Genomic DNA, 17,364 nt, shown 5'->3' with positions numbered 1-17,364 from the left:
TGCTGTTCCTTAAAAGAAAATAAAGAGTCCGAGTGCCAATGCGACACCGATAAGCGGAATAACCGCAGTCAGCGCTGCCATTGACCAATACGCTCGTTGATGTGTTTCTTTACAGATAGCGCGTATTGTTGTGACCACATAACCATTATGCGGCAAGGTATCGAGGGCTCCAGAACTAATTGCCACTACACGATGCAGCTGTTCAGGGTTTACACCCATGTCTAAATAACCCGGTGCGACAAGTGGTAATGCAATGGCTTGCCCGCCTGAAGCAGAGCCTGTTAAGCCAGCAATTACACTGACCGCAACCGCAGCACCAACCAACTCATTACCCGGCATATGGGTCATCACATCGACAGCGGCGGTAAATGCCGGTGATACTTTCGCCACAGCGCCGAAACCAACCACAGCAGCGGTGTTACCGATTGCTACTAAAGCGCCAGTTGTACCAACATTAATAGCGTTACCCATATCGTGAAAATGCTTAAAATTGATAATCACAATACTCAACACACCACCAAGCAAGGCAACAATAAGCGCTGTTTGCTGTAGTACATCATGTAGTGTAAATGATAAAAGTAGCACCACGATCAGCGGGATCACACCTGTAATTGGGTGCGGACGACGACGCTCAATAATGACAGGATCATCATCACGCGCTTCAAAGGTCTCGCCGTTAGCAACGGCTTTTTTGATCATCTTGTTTAACCAAAAGTAACCTGCTGTCGCCATGAAAATAGCCACCACTAAGCTCACTTCCCATGCTGCATAAGGTGACGTACCAAGGTGTTTAACCGGGATCCAGTTTTGAATTTCTGGCGAGCCTGCCGAGGTCATGGTAAAGGTCACCGAACCAAATGCCAGCGTTGCTGGAATAAAGCGGCGCGGTAAATTTGCATCTTTAAACAGACTTAATGCCATTGGGTAAACAGAAAACGCAACGATAAAGACGCTCACGCCACCGTAGGTTAAAACTGCACAGGCAATCACAACCGCAAGAACCGCGTGCTTCATACCTAGTTTACCCACAATGTAGCTTGCAACACTGTCTGCAGCACCGGTGTCTTCCATAAACTTACCGAATAACGAACCCAGTAAGAACATAAAGAACCACGCACTTAAGAAGCCTGCAAAGCCATCCATATAGGCGTTAATAAAGTTTGTATCTGCCGATACAGGGAAAATGGCCATGCCACTACTAAGTGCAACTAATAGTGCACAGATTGGCGCAGCGATAAATAAATTTACCCCACGCAGCGTTAAAATGATCAGCAGTATCAAACCGCCTAACAGTCCTATCATGCTCAGCATAGACATTCCTATAATTATTGTTATTACACAGATGAGGTGACATCGGAATAATGCCTTCAGTCTTACCCTAAGCGTTCAAAAAATACATAACACTAAGGTACTATCTGCTTTAAAAATAGCTTAATTGCTTGATAAATAAAGGGCTGTGGCGGGTATAGCACTATGGTACTAATTCAATTTTTGCAACTATCTTCTACATTAACTGACAGGTGACACGGGCAAATCTTATTAAGTCTTCGGCAACATCAATGTGAGTGGCCATAAGACTAATGACAACAATAACAAGGAATACAACATGATAAAGCTTAACCCAAAAGTCGCGCCACTTACTCTGGCTGTATCACTTGCTTTGGCAGGTGTCAGTGCTCAAGCGGCAGAACAAGCCGAACCTGCAGCAAAAAAAGGGGAACTTGAACGCATTCAGGTAACAGCACGTAAAACTGTTGAAAACCTGCAAGAAGTTCCTGTCGCAGTCACTTCAGTGGGTGCTGAAGAACTGGCAGAAAACGGCATCGTCGTTATGACCGAAGTTCAGCAGTTCTCGCCAAATACCACCTTGCAAGCAAGTCGTGGTACTAACTCTACAATTACTGCGTTTATTCGTGGTGTAGGTCAGCAAGATCCACTTTGGGGTTATGAGCCGGGTGTAGGTATCTATATTGATGATGTTTATCTTGCTCGCCCTCAAGGTGCCGTACTTGACCTTCTTGATGTGCAACAAATCGAAGTATTACGTGGTCCACAAGGGACGCTTTACGGTAAAAATACCATTGGTGGTGCAATTAAATACGTCACCAAAGAAATGAGCGGTGATGCGACGTTAAACATTCAAGGCACTGTAGGTAGCTATAACCAAAAAGATTTAAAAATTACCGGCCAATTACCGATTGTTGACGAAAAGCTTTACGTAGGGTTTGGTTTTGCAACGCTAAATCGTGATGGCTTTGGTGAGTTTTTAACATCGGCTCTTGATAACCAAGACCGCGAAAACTACAACAAAGACGTAACCGCAGCTCGTGTTACCTTAGAGTACACACCGACCGATGATCTTTTCTTCCGCTTAGCGTGGGATAAAACAGAAGATAAATCTAACGCGAAAGGCGGCTATCGTTTACTGCCTAGTCTACTAACTGATGCGCCAGTGCCAAACAGCGTGTATGACTCATACACCAGCTTGCCTACATGGAACAAAGTTGAACTTGAAGGCTACAGCCTGACTGCACGTTGGGATATGAGTGATAGCACAAGTATTAAATACATAGGTTCAAGCCGCGAAAGTTACTCTCCAACAAATATCGACTTTGACAATACCTCGTTGCCAATTTTCGATGTACCGGCTATTTACGATGATGAGCAAACCACTCACGAGTTACAGCTAAATCATCAAGGGGATAACTACAAGCTTGTATCAGGCCTTTACTATTATGATGGTGAATCATGTGGTCAATTTGAGGCTATTTTAGGTATCTTAGGTCAAAGCCTAGGTGCACCAGGCCTGACTCGTGAAGTAAGCGGTTGTAGTAACTCAAACAGTAAAGCAGCCTATATTCAAGGCTCGATTGATTTAACCGATAAATGGTCAATGACACTTGGCGCGCGTTACACCAAAGATAAAAAAGAAGCACAGGTTAACAACGGCCTCATCTTTGACATTGTTTATCCAGAGTCAGGTTGGGTGCCAGGTTACACTCGACCAGAAGGCCAACTTGTACCAACGGTACTCGATGATGAAGAAGAGTGGTCACGTTTCACACCGCGTGCAGGTGTTGAATATCAATATTCAAACGACATCATGTTCTTTGCAAGTTACGCGCAAGGCTTTAAGTCAGGTACTTTCAACCCACGTGCAACTACTGCAGAGCCAGCAGCAAAACCAGAAATCGTTGATTCATTCGAAATCGGTATGAAGAGTGAGTGGAACAACAACTTACGTGCAAACGTAACGCTATTCACCCTTGATCATAAAGACCGTCAATATATTTCGGTATTACCGGGCGACAGCGCAGCAGATCTAAACCAACGCTTAGGTAACATTGGTGAGTCAACATCAGATGGTATTGAGCTTGAGCTTAACTATGTTGCAACAGAGTCACTCAGTTTTGATGCGTCAGTAGGTTACATCGATAGTAGCTTTGATAACGTAATTGACTACAACCCAGAAACGGGTGAAGCATTCGATAAATCAGATCGCTTTAGTGTATCAAACACACCTGACTTAACCTTTAATCTGGGTGCAACATACCGTATGTACACAGAAATGGGTGACTTTGTTATCAATGGTAACTACTACCACAGAGGTGACTACGCACTATTCGAAGAAGATAGCCTATTAACGCAAGATGCTTACGGTATCTTTAATATGGGTATCACTTGGTACAGCACTGATGGCCACTGGACTGCTGGTCTTTACGGTAAAAACTTAACGGATGAAGAGTACATGATTGGTGGTTACCAGTTCGTAGCGCCTGATCCAACAGACCCAACAGATACCAGCAAATACACCCCAGGTTTAGGTGGTGATAATACGCTGATCGGTTACTACGGCGACCCTCGCACTGTAGCCTTCACTGTTGGTTACCGTTTCTAAAAAAGAACCTAAATCCTTGTGTGAGAAAGGTTTGTCTGAAACTTCCCTTCAGGCAAACCTTGTTTCAAAACGCAAAATCACTTATAACATAACGCATTGGAGAATCGAGGGAATGTCTTTAGCTGTGAACACCATAATCGCCGATGATCACCCGTTATTTAGAAGTGCATTGCGTCAAGCTGCCGCGACATCAGTGCCAGAAGAACATATCAAAGAAACCAGTGACATTGATGGTTTGTTTGCACTGTTAAGCGCTCACCCTGAGATTGAACTGATATTTTTAGACCTCACCATCCCTGGTGCAAATGGCCTACAAGCCCTTTCGCAACTGCGTAACCACTACCCAGATATTTTAGTGATTATGGTCTCTGCCAATGAGACACCAGCCATCATAAAACAAGCAATGAGTCTTGGTGCTGCAGGCTACATTCCTAAGTCATCTTCTTTAGATGTCATCAGCGAAGCTATTAGTCATGTACTCAACGGCGACACTTGGTTACCACCTGAAGTAGATTTAACCGATGTAGTGATCAACGACGAACAAAGTGAATTTGCTCGCAACCTTGAAAAACTAACTCCACAGCAATACCGCGTACTCGCGATGATTGCCGACGGTTTATTGAATAAACAAATCGCCTTTGAAATGTCGATTCAAGAAACCACAATCAAACAACATGTGTCAGCGATTTTACGTAAACTCAATGTCTATAACCGCACCCAGGCAGGCATTTTGTTTAATCAGCTTTCGCAAGTTGGCAAAATCGAAGAAAGCTAATTTAAGCAATCACTCCCAGTTTTAATTTGAAATTCCCATAAATGGGAATTTTAAAACCAAGAAAAACAATAAAAGCTATTAACTTCAATACCTTGAAGATTGGCATACTCCTCGCTTTAGTGCTCACATCAAAAACTATCTAAGTAAAAATAATAGATACAAATGAACACTAAGGACAACATCGTGTACACAGCTTGCAAAAAACTTGGCAAAAAATTAATCCTTCCAACGATTACTCTTCTATCGCTTATTTTAAGTGCCTTTTCTGCACATGCAGATGAGCTTGACCAATGGCTGGTTGAGTTAATGCAAAAAAGAAATATTCCCGGGCTACAACTTGCTGTCGTTCGAGATAATAAAGTAATTAAAGTTGCCAGCTACGGAGTTGCAAATATTGAAGATAATATCGCCGTTGATGCCGACACTTTATTTGTGATTAATTCCGCAACTAAAGCCTTCGTTGGTGTCGCACTGATGCAACTTGTTGAGCAAAAGAAGTTAGACCTTAATGCACCTATTGGCACTTACCTACCCGAGCTGCCAACTCAGTGGCATGCTATAACAACAAGAGAATTAATGAGCCATACATCAGGTTTACCTGACATCATAAAAGATGAAATTGCCAATCTAATCTCAGATCAAGGACCCGATGACGCATGGCAACAAGTACAAACTAAACCATTAGAGTTCGAAACCGGCACCCGTTTTAAATATAACCAAACAAACTACGTCATTATTGGTAAGTTAATTAATAAGTTATCTGGGATGCCATTTCAGCAATTTATAGCAAAAAACCAGTTACAAAAAACTGAGATGAACAGAACACTTCAAGCGGGCTTTGGCAATCTCAACAATGTTGTAAAACACTCGGCTAGACGATACGAAACACAAGGTAATGAACTAATAAATTCAAGAGAAGCCATTTTCTCACCAATGCTACAAACCGCCGCAGGTATGGCCTCAACAGCAACTGAGCTAGCAAATTGGCTAGTGGCATTACAAACAAATCAATTTATTAATGCACAAAGTATTCAACAAATGTGGACCCCGACTCGACTAAAAAATGGTCATACTCAAGGCTTTAATCAGCGCTTAAATGGCTACAGTCTTGGTTGGCCTGTAATGGGACGAGAAGAACATCCGGCATTAGCTGCCATAGGTGGTAACAGAGCAGGTATCTTTGTTTACCCTGAAGATAATATGTCGATAGTAATCTTAACCAACTTGATTGGCGCAATGCCATCGCAATTTGTAGATGAAATTGCGGGCTTTTATATCCCTGAAATGAAACAAGAAAATGGCTTTGGTTTAGCGAAAAATATTAAACGCTTATGGCAAGTTCTTGAAGTGCAAGGCTATGAAAATGCAATTACAGCTGCGGATCAATTAGCTAAAGACGAGCAGATCCAATTTACTGAAAGCGATATTAACTTATGGGGTTATTCGCTTATTAACCAAGACAAACTCAATGAAGCGTTAGCGATTTTTAAACTAAATACGCACCTTTACCCACATAGTTACAATACCTTTGATAGCTTAGCAGAGGCATACTGGTACCTCGGTGATCTCAAGCAAGCAACCGCCAATTATAACCATGTGTTAAAGCTTAAACCTGATAACACACATGCTAAAAAGCAGCTGGCTAAGCTTGCAAAGTTACTACAGTAGACTGCACTTTATATCTGTCCCACTTTTGATTTTATTAATCCCAAAAGTGGGAAAACCCATCTCACCGAAAAATAACAAAACCTTTAAAATCAATAAATTAAACCTTGGCACGTTCCTCGCTTTTGTGTTGCTAAACCTACAATACAATGAAATATAGCCAATGGATTTAGACAGCACACTAAAACGCAAACCTCAGCAATCAAAAGCTAAAAAATGGCTTTTTGGTGCAGCTATTGGCGTGTCAGCTCTTGGCGCTTTAATGGTATATCAATGGGCTACACCCACCGTGGTTGCTGCAAGCCAACTGCAAATTGCAACCGTAGAACAAGCCGATTTTGTGGTGAAAATACGTGGCTTTGGTCGTTTAAAGCCAAAGTATCAACGCTATTTAACCAATACCGACACCGCAATGGTCGAAGCTATCCATGTATACCCCGGCACTATCGTTAAAAAAGACACGGTGATTTTAAGCCTCGTCAACCCACAGCAAGCGCAGCGTTTATCGGTCGCTAGGCTAGAACTTGCTCGCCAAAAAGCCAGTGTTAATGAGCAAAGAATTAATCAGCAAAGTGAGCTACTTGAGCGCCAAGCAAATCTCGCCATTTTAAAAAGTGAGCTGCAAAGCGCAGAGCTTAGAGTCGATGCCGAAAGCAAACTGATCGAACAAGGAATTGTTTCAAGCCTCGATTACAAACGAAGCATACTAAACGTAGCACAGCTTACAGAGCGAGTAAGTATCGAGCAGCAACGCCTTGCACAGCTTAAAGAAATGCACTTACAACGCAGCAAAATACAGCAAGAACTATTAAGCCAATTTGAGCTTAATTATCAGGTTGAGCAACAAGCTTTTGATCAGCTGCAAATAACGGCAGGTATCGATGGCATGCTGCAAGAATTGAATGTTGAACTTGGCCAAAATCTCGTGCCGGGTACCCGCCTTGCGGTGGTTGGCTCAAATAAAGCACTTAAAGCAGAGCTAAGCGTGAAGCAAGCTGATGCCGAAAAAGTGGCACTTAATATGGCAGCAAAAGTAAACACCTTTAGTCAAGCAAGCCACGGTGAAGTTGATGCCAAAGTCACCCGAATTGACCCTATCGTTACCGATGGTCGAGTTATTATCGAACTTGATTTACAAGGCACACTGCCTGCCAATGCCCGCCCCGATTTAAGCATTGAAGGCTATGTGGTTAGCAACATTATTCCCGATGCATTAACCATTAACGTGCCACAAAAAGCACAAGCAAATAGCGAAGCCACGCTGTTTAAACTTAATCCAGATACCCAGTTAGCAACGCCAACCAATATCGAATTTGGTACACTCAGTGACAATCAAATTCAACTTTTAAGCGGTGCCACCGTGGGCGAACAGCTGATCATTTCAGACCTTTCTAAATGGCAGCATTTGGCAACAATAAAAATCGAACAGGACAGTTTATGAAAACCAATACGCTTATCTCATTAAACAAAATCGCCAAAGTTTATCGCGGCCAAAATGTTGAAACCTATGCATTAAAAGACATCAGCCTGAATATTAACCAAGGTGACTATATCTGTATTAGCGGCCCATCTGGCTGTGGTAAATCGACACTGCTGTCATTATTAGGCCTACTTGATAGCCCAACTGCTGGCGACTATTTCATTAAAGAAGTCGACACAAAAACCCTCGATATGGATCAGCAAGCTGAACTTAGAAACCTTCATATTGGTTTTATATTTCAGTCGTTTAACCTAATTGATGAATTATCGGTTTTTGACAACGTGGCACTGCCGCTCACTTACCGAGAGCCAGCCATGAGCCCTAGCGAAATAGAGCTTGCAGTAAAACAAGCCCTTGATGAAGTTGAAATGGGCCACCGTGCCCAGCACAAACCCAATCAATTATCCGGTGGTCAGCAACAGCGTATTGCCATTGCCCGCGCACTGGCTGGCAAGCCAAGTATTTTATTAGTGGACGAGCCAACCGGTAACTTAGATTCAAAAAATGGTGATGCCGTCATGGACTTGCTTGATGAGCTGAATAAAAAAGGCACCACCATTTGTATGGTAACCCATGACTTACGTTATGCCGGACGTGCTAAAACGCAACTTAAATTGCTAGATGGTGAAATTGTTTCCTACTCAGAAGCTCGCCAAGCACCTAGCAGCGACACCACAGAGCAAGTACTCGAAAGCGCCGAGGTGATGTAATGAAATTAACCAAAACACGCGCCCAACTGAGCTTAGCGTGGGCATCATTAATGAATGCACCGGGCTTTGTCACTGCGGTTATCGCAACGCTTGCTTTAACACTTGCCACCTTGTTTGTAGTGCTTAGCCTTGTTAACAGCTACTTTTTAAAGCCCCTTGATGTGTACGATGAAAGCCGCATGGTAGTGGTTGAGCAATCACTTACTTATGATGACTACGATGCCACCGGCTTTCAAAGCTATCAGTCGATGGTGCATTGGCTTAAGCATAATCAAAGCTTTGAACAAAGTATGATGATCAATGCGGGTGAGCAAATTTTTGCAAACCTCGATGGCGAGCCAAAAGAGCCTGTGCTGTATGTTGGCGGCAACTATTTTGACTTATTAAACACGCCATTTTTAATGGGACAGGGTTTTGACCTTGGAGAAACGCTAGAAACACCTGATGATCGGGTTGTTATCTCTGCTAACTTCTGGCGCAAGCATTACAACAGCGACCCGAACATTATTGGTAAAACACTTTCAGTCATGGCGGGTGAAACCGATTATGTTCACCGTATTGTCGGTGTTGTTGATGATTCATTCAGCCCACCTTACATGTTTAAAGCAAGTGATGTTGAAGTATGGTTTCCATCAAGTGCGGACCGCCGTTTCTTTCACAATGACGATTGGCAAAGTCCATGGACAAACACTTTTAAAAACCTAAAACTGATTGCAGTTTTAAAGCCTGGGGTCACCATAGATCAAGTTAAAGTCGATTTAAAACAGCAAATTGATACGGTTAAATCAGAGTGGCTAAACAATGGTGGTATCACCGATGTAAAACCTGAAGTAACCCCCTATCGTGACGTTGAGCTGGGTAATAACGATGACTTAAGCTTAATGATGTTAGCCGGTGCAGTAGGGCTACTGATTATTGCGGTACTTAATGTAAGCACTTTATTCTTCTCGCGCGCTCTTGCTCAACATAAAACCCTCGCCTTGCAGGCAGTGTTAGGCGCTAAACGCAGCACGTTATTTAAAAGTATCTTTTTACAGTCACTGATTTTAATGACTTTATCGGTAAGCATAGCACTGTTTTTATCGGTATGGGGCATACGTTTATTTAAAGTATTAGCAGAAGGACGATTACCACTGGTTAACAGCTTGGCGGTTGATAGCACGTTGGTCATTGTTGCCATCATACTATGTATTGCTCTTGCTTATATTTTCTCTGTAATTACAGCGCGTTTGGTAAATTACAAAACCCTAAATACGCAAATGCAGAACAGTGGTAAAGGCGGAGTTTCGCAGGTATCAGGCCGCACAGTACGGATTTTAATTGGCTCACAAATGTTTGTTGCCGCGCTGCTTGTTAGTTTTTCTGTGATGGTAGTCAGTAAAGCCATGGGCACGATAAACCGTCCACTCGGTAGTGATACCGAAAACCTGTATTTTGCCAACCTGTTCCAGCCAAATAATCAGATGTCATTGGCTGAGCGCTACGAACATATGCTGCAATATAAGCAGGTTTTGCTTGATAGCCAAGGCATTGATGATGTTGCACTGGGTCACAGCCCTGTTTCGCAAAGACAAAACGCCAACACCCTGACAGATGTAAACGGCAAAAGCTCAGTTTTCTTCCCTAGTCAGTGGGTAGGGCCTGATTACTTTGCGTTAGTTAATACCAAAATTCTCGCTGGCCGCACCTTTACCGAGCAAGCTATACGCGGTGAAACTAACGAGATACTGGTATCAGTCAGCGTGGCAGAAAACTTATTACCAGGCCAAGACTATCGAAATATTATCGGCAAGAGCTACCAAGGCTTAGAAGAAAAGATGTATGAAGTGGTGGGTGTAACCGAAGATTTTAATCACCCTAAATACTACGATGAGTCGTTTGGTCGTCACATTTGGTGGCCAGCGACACCATATAGCTACATGTTTACTATTAAAGCTACTGATGGCGTTAAGCTGACTAATAAACAAATACTTAATACGCTGAAAGAAAAGAACAGCGACTTAACCATGTGGCAGTTTAACGACTTACAGCAAGAGTACGACAATTTACTGTATATGAGCCGTCTGACTGTGGTTCTGTGTAGTACCTTAGCGTTATTTACTCTATTATTAGCAGCAATCGGTATTTTTGGGGTACTGAGCTATAACCTTGGTCTGCGCCGTTATGAGTTTGGTATTCGCATGGCATTAGGTGCGAAAAAAGCGCGCTTATTCAAGCTGATGAGTGTTGAAGCCATTATTCCTGTGCTCATTGGCTTTGCAGTTGCGCTCGCTGCGGTAATGGTGGGCTTTTACATGTTACAAGGGCAGCTAATGTCGTGGCTGGTGCTTGATGTAAGACTGCAATTACTCGCTTGGAGTATTACCTTATGTATTGCGCTATTTGCTTGCTTTAGACCTTTGGTTTTACTACTTAAAGCAAAACCTATGGCTGCACTGCGTAACGATTAACAGCACAAATGGTGGCTTAAGTTTAAGCCACCTCAACAGGATAATAAGAAAACATCATGGACAAAATCTTAGTCATAGACGATCAAGCTGATGTACGTCTGGCTGCTATTGTTGCATTACAACAACTAGGCTTACCATGCCTTGAGGCCGGAGGCCCTGAACATGCGCTTGAGTTATTAAAAACCGAGCACATTAGCCTGATTTTGCTCGATATGAACTACAAGCTCGACACTACCTCAGGTGAAGAGGGATTACGCTTTTTAAAGCAACTAAATCAATTAGGTTCAACCATACCTGTCATTGTAATGACCGCATGGGCTAGCATAGATGTTGCCGTAAAAGCCATGCAATTAGGGGCTGTCGACTTTGTTGAAAAACCGTGGAATAACCTACGCTTAACCGCCGTTGTGCAACAACAACTAAAACTTAAGCAAAGTAATCACGACAACGCGTGCTTAAAGGCACTTACCAGTGACTCACAAGCACATTACATAGCCCAATCAGAAATCATGCAGCTGTTACTCGCCAAAGCTGAGCGCGCTGCAAAAACCGATGCCAGTATTTTAATTACCGGCGAAAATGGCACAGGCAAAAGCTTATTGGCACATTATATTCATCAGCATTCACTCAGAGCTGATAAACGCTATGTAAGCGTGAATGTTGGCGCCATTGCCCCAACGCTATTCGAAAGCGAATTATTTGGTCATAAGAAAGGCGCTTTCACTGATGCCAAAGAAGACCGCTTAGGACGGTTTGAAATTGCCGAAGGCGGCACCTTATTTTTAGATGAAATTGCAACGTTAAGCCTCGAGCTACAAAGTAAAATGCTCCGTGTGCTAGAAAGCAAAGAATTCGAAGTGCTAGGTTCAAGCCAAACCAAAACCGCCGATGTTCGCATTATTTCTGCTACCAATAGTGAATTAGCTTCGGCCATTGAGCAGGGTGAATTCCGCCGTGACTTACTATTTAGACTCAATACCATTGAACTGCACATTCCACCGCTTCGCGACAGAAAAGACGACATCGCTCCCTTAGCTGAACACTTGTTGTTAGTGCATGGTAAAAAATATCAACGCGCAAATATGGCGCTCAGTAATGATGCCCTAAAGGCGCTAAAAAATTACAGTTGGCCTGGTAATATTCGTGAGCTAAGCCATTGTATTGAACGCGCGGTGATCATGAGCGATAACAACAATATTCAAGCCAATGACCTCATTTTAGATCAACCAAGTTGCGAGCAACCGAATAGCAATGCCGAACAGGCTTTGCCACTATTGCCCCTTGAAGAACTTGAAAAACAAATGATTCAAAAAGCGCTGCTGCAATTTAATGGCAATGTTATCGCCGCAGGAGAATTTTTAGGATTAAGTAAATCGGCGATTTATCGTCGCATTGATAAACATCAGCTCGATTTAAAAGAAGTAGAACGCTAAATGAGTAGCAAGTTGTCGTTAGAGCAGCGTATTCGACGCTATTTTTATATGGTTATAGCGCTGCTATTAACGCTTGGTATTGCCCTTTCGCTCAGCTTAAAACTAGATTGGTTTGCCAGTATCAGTCTATTATTGCCGTTTATCGGGATAAGCGCTTTTGCTTTAATTAAAAGCTACCGTGTGATCACCGATGTGGTTGAACGCTTTGGTCTGCAACTAGATGCACTGGCAAATGACGAAAGTAATAGTTGGCATTTAGCGTCTTATCAAAGTGGGCGAGTCGCAGCACTTAAACAAGATTTTGCCAAGCTCAGCAATAAAATAGCCAAGAACAAACGCCATTACATGCAAACAGAAGAGTTTGTTTTTGAGTTTGCCAGCATGCTGGACTTACCCATCGTTATCCTAGACCCCCATAGCTTGATTTATTTTAGTAATAAGGCGTTTAAAAACAGTATTAACCATCACCAGATTGAGGGTAAATCGGCCAGCGACTTAGGCATCGCCCTGCATGATGGCGAGTGGCAACAAAACAGTGATTCACCGTTTAAACAACGCTTTCAAATCTCATCGCAGACTTTTTGGCGGACTGGCAGAAACTTTGAATTACTAACCTTCTTTTCAATTGAGCAACAGCTTCGCGATAATGAACAACTTGTTTGGCAACGGTTAATTCGAGTGTTAAATCATGAAGTGCGTAACTCACTCACGCCGATTTATTCAATGAGTCAGTCATTGCAAACTCTTAAACGCCAAGGGCAAATTAGCAGTCACGATGATCTCGCCCAAGATATGCTGCAAGTAATAGAAAAACGCGCTCAGCACTTGCTTGATTTTGTGGCCAGTTACAGTGCGTTTGCCAAGCTACCACCCGCACAAAAGCAGGCAATAAGTAGCGAGCAATTAAACACACGTTTAAGCGCTATCTTTCCTGAACTAGTGATAAATAGCAGCGAAGAGTTACATTTTAATGCCGACCTAGGTCAGCTAGAACAAGCGTTAATCAACTTGATAAAAAATGCCTTTGAAGCAGGTAGCAACTCAGCCCCAACCCTCACTTGGTCGAGACAAGGTAATAACTTAAGTATTGCAATTAGCGACCAAGGTTGTGGTATTCAAAACCCCGATAACTTGTTCGTGCCATTTTACTCAACCAAAGCAAATGGCACAGGTATAGGGCTGGTGATCACCCGAGAACTTGTGCGCAACCAAGGTTTTGAGTTATCAATAAACTCAAAACCCCAGCAAGGCACACAAGCTACAATTACTGTGACTAAGTCAGTCGCTTAATCATGCGTTTTAAGGCGGGCGCTTTCAGAGGCTTATAAAGCAATGGATAGCCCGCATCGAGCACTAACTCGCGTATGCCTTCATCATGATTTGCGGTATTAACGATAGCTGGTAAGCGTGTTAGTGCGGCTTGCTCAATTACTTCAAGGCCTGTTACTCCATCATCCAGCTGATAATCAATAATCAACAATTGCGGCAGGGCTTGGCTTGCCTTTAGCTGCTCAAGCTCCGCTAAGTTAGTGGCCGTTGAGATTTCGCAGCCCCAGTTCTCAAGTAACTGTTTTAATGCCTCTAACACGTTGCGGTCGTTATCAAGCAACCAAATACGCAATTGCCCCAGCTCTGTTTCTTGTGATGCCTCTGCACCTTTGGCTTGCGCTGGTGCAGCGCTGACTTTACAAGGTAAAGTCAGGGTAAATTGCGTACCTTTACCAAGTTCAGATCCCATCACTAGGGGGATTTTAAGCAAATCACAAATACGTTTGGTAATAGCCAGCCCTAAACCTAAGCCTTCAGCACTTGGTTTTGCACCAAGCTGTTTAAACTCTTGGAAAATCGTTTGCTGATCATTAGCAGCAATACCAATACCGGTATCTTCAACAATAAACGACACATGATTATCTTCGTACTGCATTTTTAAGCGCACTTCACCTTGCTCAGTGTAACGAATCGCATTACTCAAAAGGTTACGCAGTACTCGGCGTAATAGCGCTTTGTCGGTATGCAGGCGCACATCGCAGGTTTCAACAATAAATTTCAAACCTTTTTCACGCGCTAAAGCTTCGTAATCATTGCGAAGTGGTTCAACAAGAGAACTGGTTGCAAATTCGCTCATTTGTACTTTAAACGAGCCAGAGTCAAGTTTGGTTAACTCTAAAATACTCGATAACAACTCTTCTGCACTGCCCAGTGAATTTTTTATATTCATCGCCAGCTCTTTAAGCTCGGTGTCTTGGGCCTTTTCATTCATTAAAGAACAAAATAAACTCGCGGCATTAAAAGGCTGTAATAAATCGTGGCTGGCAGCCGCAAAAAACCGGGTTTTACTGACCGTTGCTTGCTCTGCCACTTGCTTTGCCATCGACAACTCTTGGTTTGCCTGTGTTAGCGCCAAGGTGCGTGCTGCTACCTTTTCTTCAAGGCTAACATTTGCTTCGGTTAACGCTTTTTGTTGTTTTACGAACTCGGTGATGTCGGTATAGGTTGTTACAAAGCCGCCACCTGGCAGTGGATTACCTTGCATTTCAAACACGCGACCATCATTGTGCGAGCGCTGGTATTTATAAGCACTGCCTTGGCGTAAATAGGCTAAGCGTTTTTCAACTTCGCTGGTCATGCTCTCGCCGCTAAATAAGCCTCGCTCGGCATTAAAACGAATAATGTCAGCAACTGGGCGGCCTATGTAGAGCGCATCATCTGGGTAGGCGAACATGTTTTTGTAGCCTTGATTCCAGGCTACCAGCCGCAGCTCACTATCAACTACACTGATCCCTTGTTGAATGTTTTCGATTGTTGATTGCAGTAAATCACGATTAAATTTGAGTACTTGGCTTGCCTCATCTACAAATTCAGCAACCTGCTCTAGCGGCTGACGCTGCTCATCTTTGGCTACATCTAAAATAAGCCGCGCCGATGCACCACCTATCACCGCTGACATCTCGCGCTCAACCAGTAGCTCTAACTCAACATTGGCGGGACGCTTCCACTTACTTTTATCATCAGGAAAGTAATGATTAACCAAAGACTGCGCCGCTTCTTTTTCGGCAAATCGCTGCAAAAGTGCACCTAGGTCGTGATAGCTCAAGGGCTGCAGATGATTACTCACCCGTGAATCACTCAGCTGCGATACAAACTTATTGCTCTGTAAGCGTTCTGCCAAGGTTGCACGACTAAATAGCGGCACTAAAAAATACACTAAACAGTTCGCACCTAACGACAGCAACAAGGCTTGGCTGATACTTTCCATGCCTAAAGAAAATAAATCGGTAGGCGCGAGCCAGCTAATTCCCCAAGGCCCATCCACAAGCCATAAGCTATCGCGACCTAAACCTCCAGCAATATTTGGCAGTAAGAGTGTGTAACCCCAAATGATAAAGCCACTTAAAATGCCCAATTGTGCACCGCGACAGGATGCTTGTCGCCACCATAAGCCAATGATCATGGCCGGTGAAAATTGTGCGACTAAGGTAAACGACATTAAACCCACATTGGCAAGGGTTGTACTTTCGCCAAGAACCCGGTGAGTAAAATAACTAAGCAATAAAATCAGTACGATAACGATTTTACGCGCATGTAATAGGTTGTTTTTATCAAGTCCGCGACTACTCGATGTGAGCTGTGAGCGGCGTAAAATAAATTGATTAATAAAGTCATTGGTGATCATCACTGAAAGCACAATGGATGACACAATCACCATACTGGTTGCCGCTGAAAAGCCGCCTAAAAACGCTAATAGCGCCACAAAGGCATCATCAGCAGCCATAGGTAGCGCCAATACAAAGGTGTCGTAACCGACTTCTTGACCTTGAAAGTAAATTAATCCAGCGTATGCAATTGGTAGAATAAACAGGTTGATAAGTAATAAGTAAATCGGGAATAGCCAACGTGCCGAGGCCAATTCTTTATCGTTATTTTTCTCGATAAAGCTCATGTGGAACTGCCTTGGCAAACATAAGGTCGCCAAAATACCAAGTAAAGTATGGGCAACATACACATAGGTCGGGCTTTGTGTAGCAGCCACTTGCTGATCAATATTTAGTTCATAGGCTTTATCGTACAGTGCCACAGGGCTATCAAATAGCGCAAAACACACATACAAACCCACAGCTAAAAATGCCAATAACTTAACCACAGATTCAAAGGCAATACTTGCAATAAGACCGGGGTTATGTTCGCTAGGCTTTAAGCGCCTTGCACCAAATAAAATAGCAAACAGTGCTAATACAAGCGTGATATAAAAAGTACTATCGGCCCATACTTCATGGCTTTGCATCATTGAACGGTTAGTTAATAAATTAATACTTTGTGCGGTAGCACTTAGCTGCAAAGAGATATAAGGCACAATGGCAATCACTGAAATCAATGAAATGAGCCCAGATAAGCTCGACGACTGACCATATCGCGTAGCAATAAAATCTGCCATCGAGGTTATTTTTTGCTGCCTACAAATATGCGCTATACGGCAATACACTTGCCAACCAAAAATAAATAGCAAAATAGTGCCGGCATAAGTCGGTGCTAGCCACCAGCCATTATATGCAGCTTGTGCTGTGGTACCAAAAAACGCCCAAGAGGTGCAGTAAACTCCAAGCGATAAACCATAGGTTAAGCCTTTAAAAGGCAATACTTTTCTTTTATCAGCCCAGCCTGCAACCGCAAATAAAATTGCCAGATATACAATTGCAAGAAGGCTTATTGACCAAATTGAGAACATCGTGTGTTTTTATTTTAATTGTTATAGCACCAGCATAGTTTTTATTGCGCGTAATTTACAGCCTAACTTTAGTGCTAATGCATTGTATTGCTGAAGTTTAAAAAACAAACACAAAGAAATGAGAATTATTTTCAATTGAGTGTTGACAGACACGTAAATCTAATTGATAATCACTATCAACAAGACAGTAAAGTGTTATGACTTGTTCGGAATAAACTGATTTGTTTCTC

10 protein-coding genes are annotated in these 17,364 nt (G+C 42.9%); 8 read left to right on the top strand and 2 right to left on the bottom strand.

The window, feature by feature from the left end; all coding sequences use genetic code 11:
- Positions 1-9: 9 nt before the first annotated feature.
- Positions 10-1,311 (bottom strand): GntP family permease, encoded by a 1,302-nt coding sequence (locus tag QL229_RS08025; protein ID WP_054552324.1) that lies wholly within the window; start codon positions 1,309-1,311, stop codon positions 10-12.
- A 295-nt stretch (positions 1,312-1,606) separates the two neighbouring features.
- On the opposite strand from QL229_RS08025, the gene QL229_RS08020 reads away from it, so the two are divergent.
- The 8 genes from QL229_RS08020 to QL229_RS07985 all read left to right on the top strand — a co-directional run bounded on the left by QL229_RS08020 (position 1,607) and on the right by QL229_RS07985 (position 13,701).
- The gene (locus QL229_RS08020) at positions 1,607-3,898 is read left to right on the top strand and encodes a TonB-dependent receptor (protein ID WP_199527208.1); all 2,292 of its coding nucleotides are present in this window, start codon (positions 1,607-1,609) and stop codon (positions 3,896-3,898) included.
- Positions 3,899-4,010: 112 nt separating this feature from the next.
- Positions 4,011-4,673, top strand: a complete 663-nt coding sequence (locus QL229_RS08015; protein WP_054552322.1) for a response regulator transcription factor — start codon at positions 4,011-4,013, stop codon at positions 4,671-4,673.
- 162 nt (positions 4,674-4,835) lie between these two features.
- Positions 4,836-6,341: a beta-lactamase family protein gene (locus QL229_RS08010; protein WP_281546740.1), complete on the top strand. Its 1,506-nt coding sequence runs from the start codon at positions 4,836-4,838 to the stop codon at positions 6,339-6,341.
- A 160-nt stretch (positions 6,342-6,501) separates the two neighbouring features.
- Complete coding sequence (locus QL229_RS08005; protein ID WP_281546739.1) at positions 6,502-7,779, top strand: HlyD family efflux transporter periplasmic adaptor subunit; 1,278 nt, start codon at positions 6,502-6,504, stop codon at positions 7,777-7,779.
- The gene (locus tag QL229_RS08000; RefSeq protein ID WP_281546738.1) at positions 7,776-8,528 is read left to right on the top strand and encodes an ABC transporter ATP-binding protein; all 753 of its coding nucleotides are present in this window, start codon (positions 7,776-7,778) and stop codon (positions 8,526-8,528) included. Before QL229_RS08005 ends, QL229_RS08000 begins: the two co-directional genes overlap by 4 nt.
- On the top strand, positions 8,528-10,978 hold the full coding sequence (locus QL229_RS07995) for an ABC transporter permease (protein WP_281546737.1): 2,451 nt from the start codon (positions 8,528-8,530) through the stop codon (positions 10,976-10,978). The genes QL229_RS08000 and QL229_RS07995 overlap by 1 nt, the downstream gene beginning before the upstream one ends.
- Before the next feature lie 56 nt (positions 10,979-11,034).
- A complete protein-coding gene (locus QL229_RS07990; RefSeq protein ID WP_281546736.1) occupies positions 11,035-12,411 on the top strand; it encodes a sigma-54 dependent transcriptional regulator in 1,377 nt (458 codons plus the stop codon).
- On the top strand, positions 12,412-13,701 hold the full coding sequence (locus tag QL229_RS07985; RefSeq protein WP_281546735.1) for a HAMP domain-containing sensor histidine kinase: 1,290 nt from the start codon (positions 12,412-12,414) through the stop codon (positions 13,699-13,701).
- On the opposite strand, the gene QL229_RS07980 is transcribed toward QL229_RS07985, so the two are convergent.
- Entirely contained in the window at positions 13,685-17,134 is a 3,450-nt protein-coding gene (locus QL229_RS07980) for a PAS-domain containing protein (RefSeq protein WP_199527201.1), read from the bottom strand. The two genes, QL229_RS07985 and QL229_RS07980, sit on opposite strands and share 17 nt — an antisense overlap.
- Between the last annotated feature and the right edge of the window lie 230 nt (positions 17,135-17,364).

Source organism: Pseudoalteromonas sp. PAR1 (genome assembly GCF_947311895.1).
Lineage (GTDB): Bacteria > Pseudomonadota > Gammaproteobacteria > Enterobacterales > Alteromonadaceae > Pseudoalteromonas > Pseudoalteromonas lipolytica_C.
The sequence above is the reverse complement of the archived record's forward strand: the minus strand, read 5'-3'. Positions and strand labels throughout refer to the sequence as shown.

What these genes read in the sequence shown, in the direction of transcription:
- QL229_RS08025 (WP_054552324.1), bottom strand. Translation starts at nt 1,311, where the DNA reads ATGCTGAGCATGATAGGACTGTTAGGCGGTTTGATACTGCTGATCATT.
- QL229_RS08020 (WP_199527208.1), top strand. Translation starts at nt 1,607, where the DNA reads ATGATAAAGCTTAACCCAAAAGTCGCGCCACTTACTCTGGCTGTATCA.
- QL229_RS08015 (WP_054552322.1), top strand. Translation starts at nt 4,011, where the DNA reads ATGTCTTTAGCTGTGAACACCATAATCGCCGATGATCACCCGTTATTT.
- QL229_RS08010 (WP_281546740.1), top strand. Translation starts at nt 4,836, where the DNA reads ATGAACACTAAGGACAACATCGTGTACACAGCTTGCAAAAAACTTGGC.
- QL229_RS08005 (WP_281546739.1), top strand. Translation starts at nt 6,502, where the DNA reads ATGGATTTAGACAGCACACTAAAACGCAAACCTCAGCAATCAAAAGCT.
- QL229_RS08000 (WP_281546738.1), top strand. Translation starts at nt 7,776, where the DNA reads ATGAAAACCAATACGCTTATCTCATTAAACAAAATCGCCAAAGTTTAT.
- QL229_RS07995 (WP_281546737.1), top strand. Translation starts at nt 8,528, where the DNA reads ATGAAATTAACCAAAACACGCGCCCAACTGAGCTTAGCGTGGGCATCA.
- QL229_RS07990 (WP_281546736.1), top strand. Translation starts at nt 11,035, where the DNA reads ATGGACAAAATCTTAGTCATAGACGATCAAGCTGATGTACGTCTGGCT.
- QL229_RS07985 (WP_281546735.1), top strand. Translation starts at nt 12,412, where the DNA reads ATGAGTAGCAAGTTGTCGTTAGAGCAGCGTATTCGACGCTATTTTTAT.
- QL229_RS07980 (WP_199527201.1), bottom strand. Translation starts at nt 17,134, where the DNA reads ATGTTCTCAATTTGGTCAATAAGCCTTCTTGCAATTGTATATCTGGCA.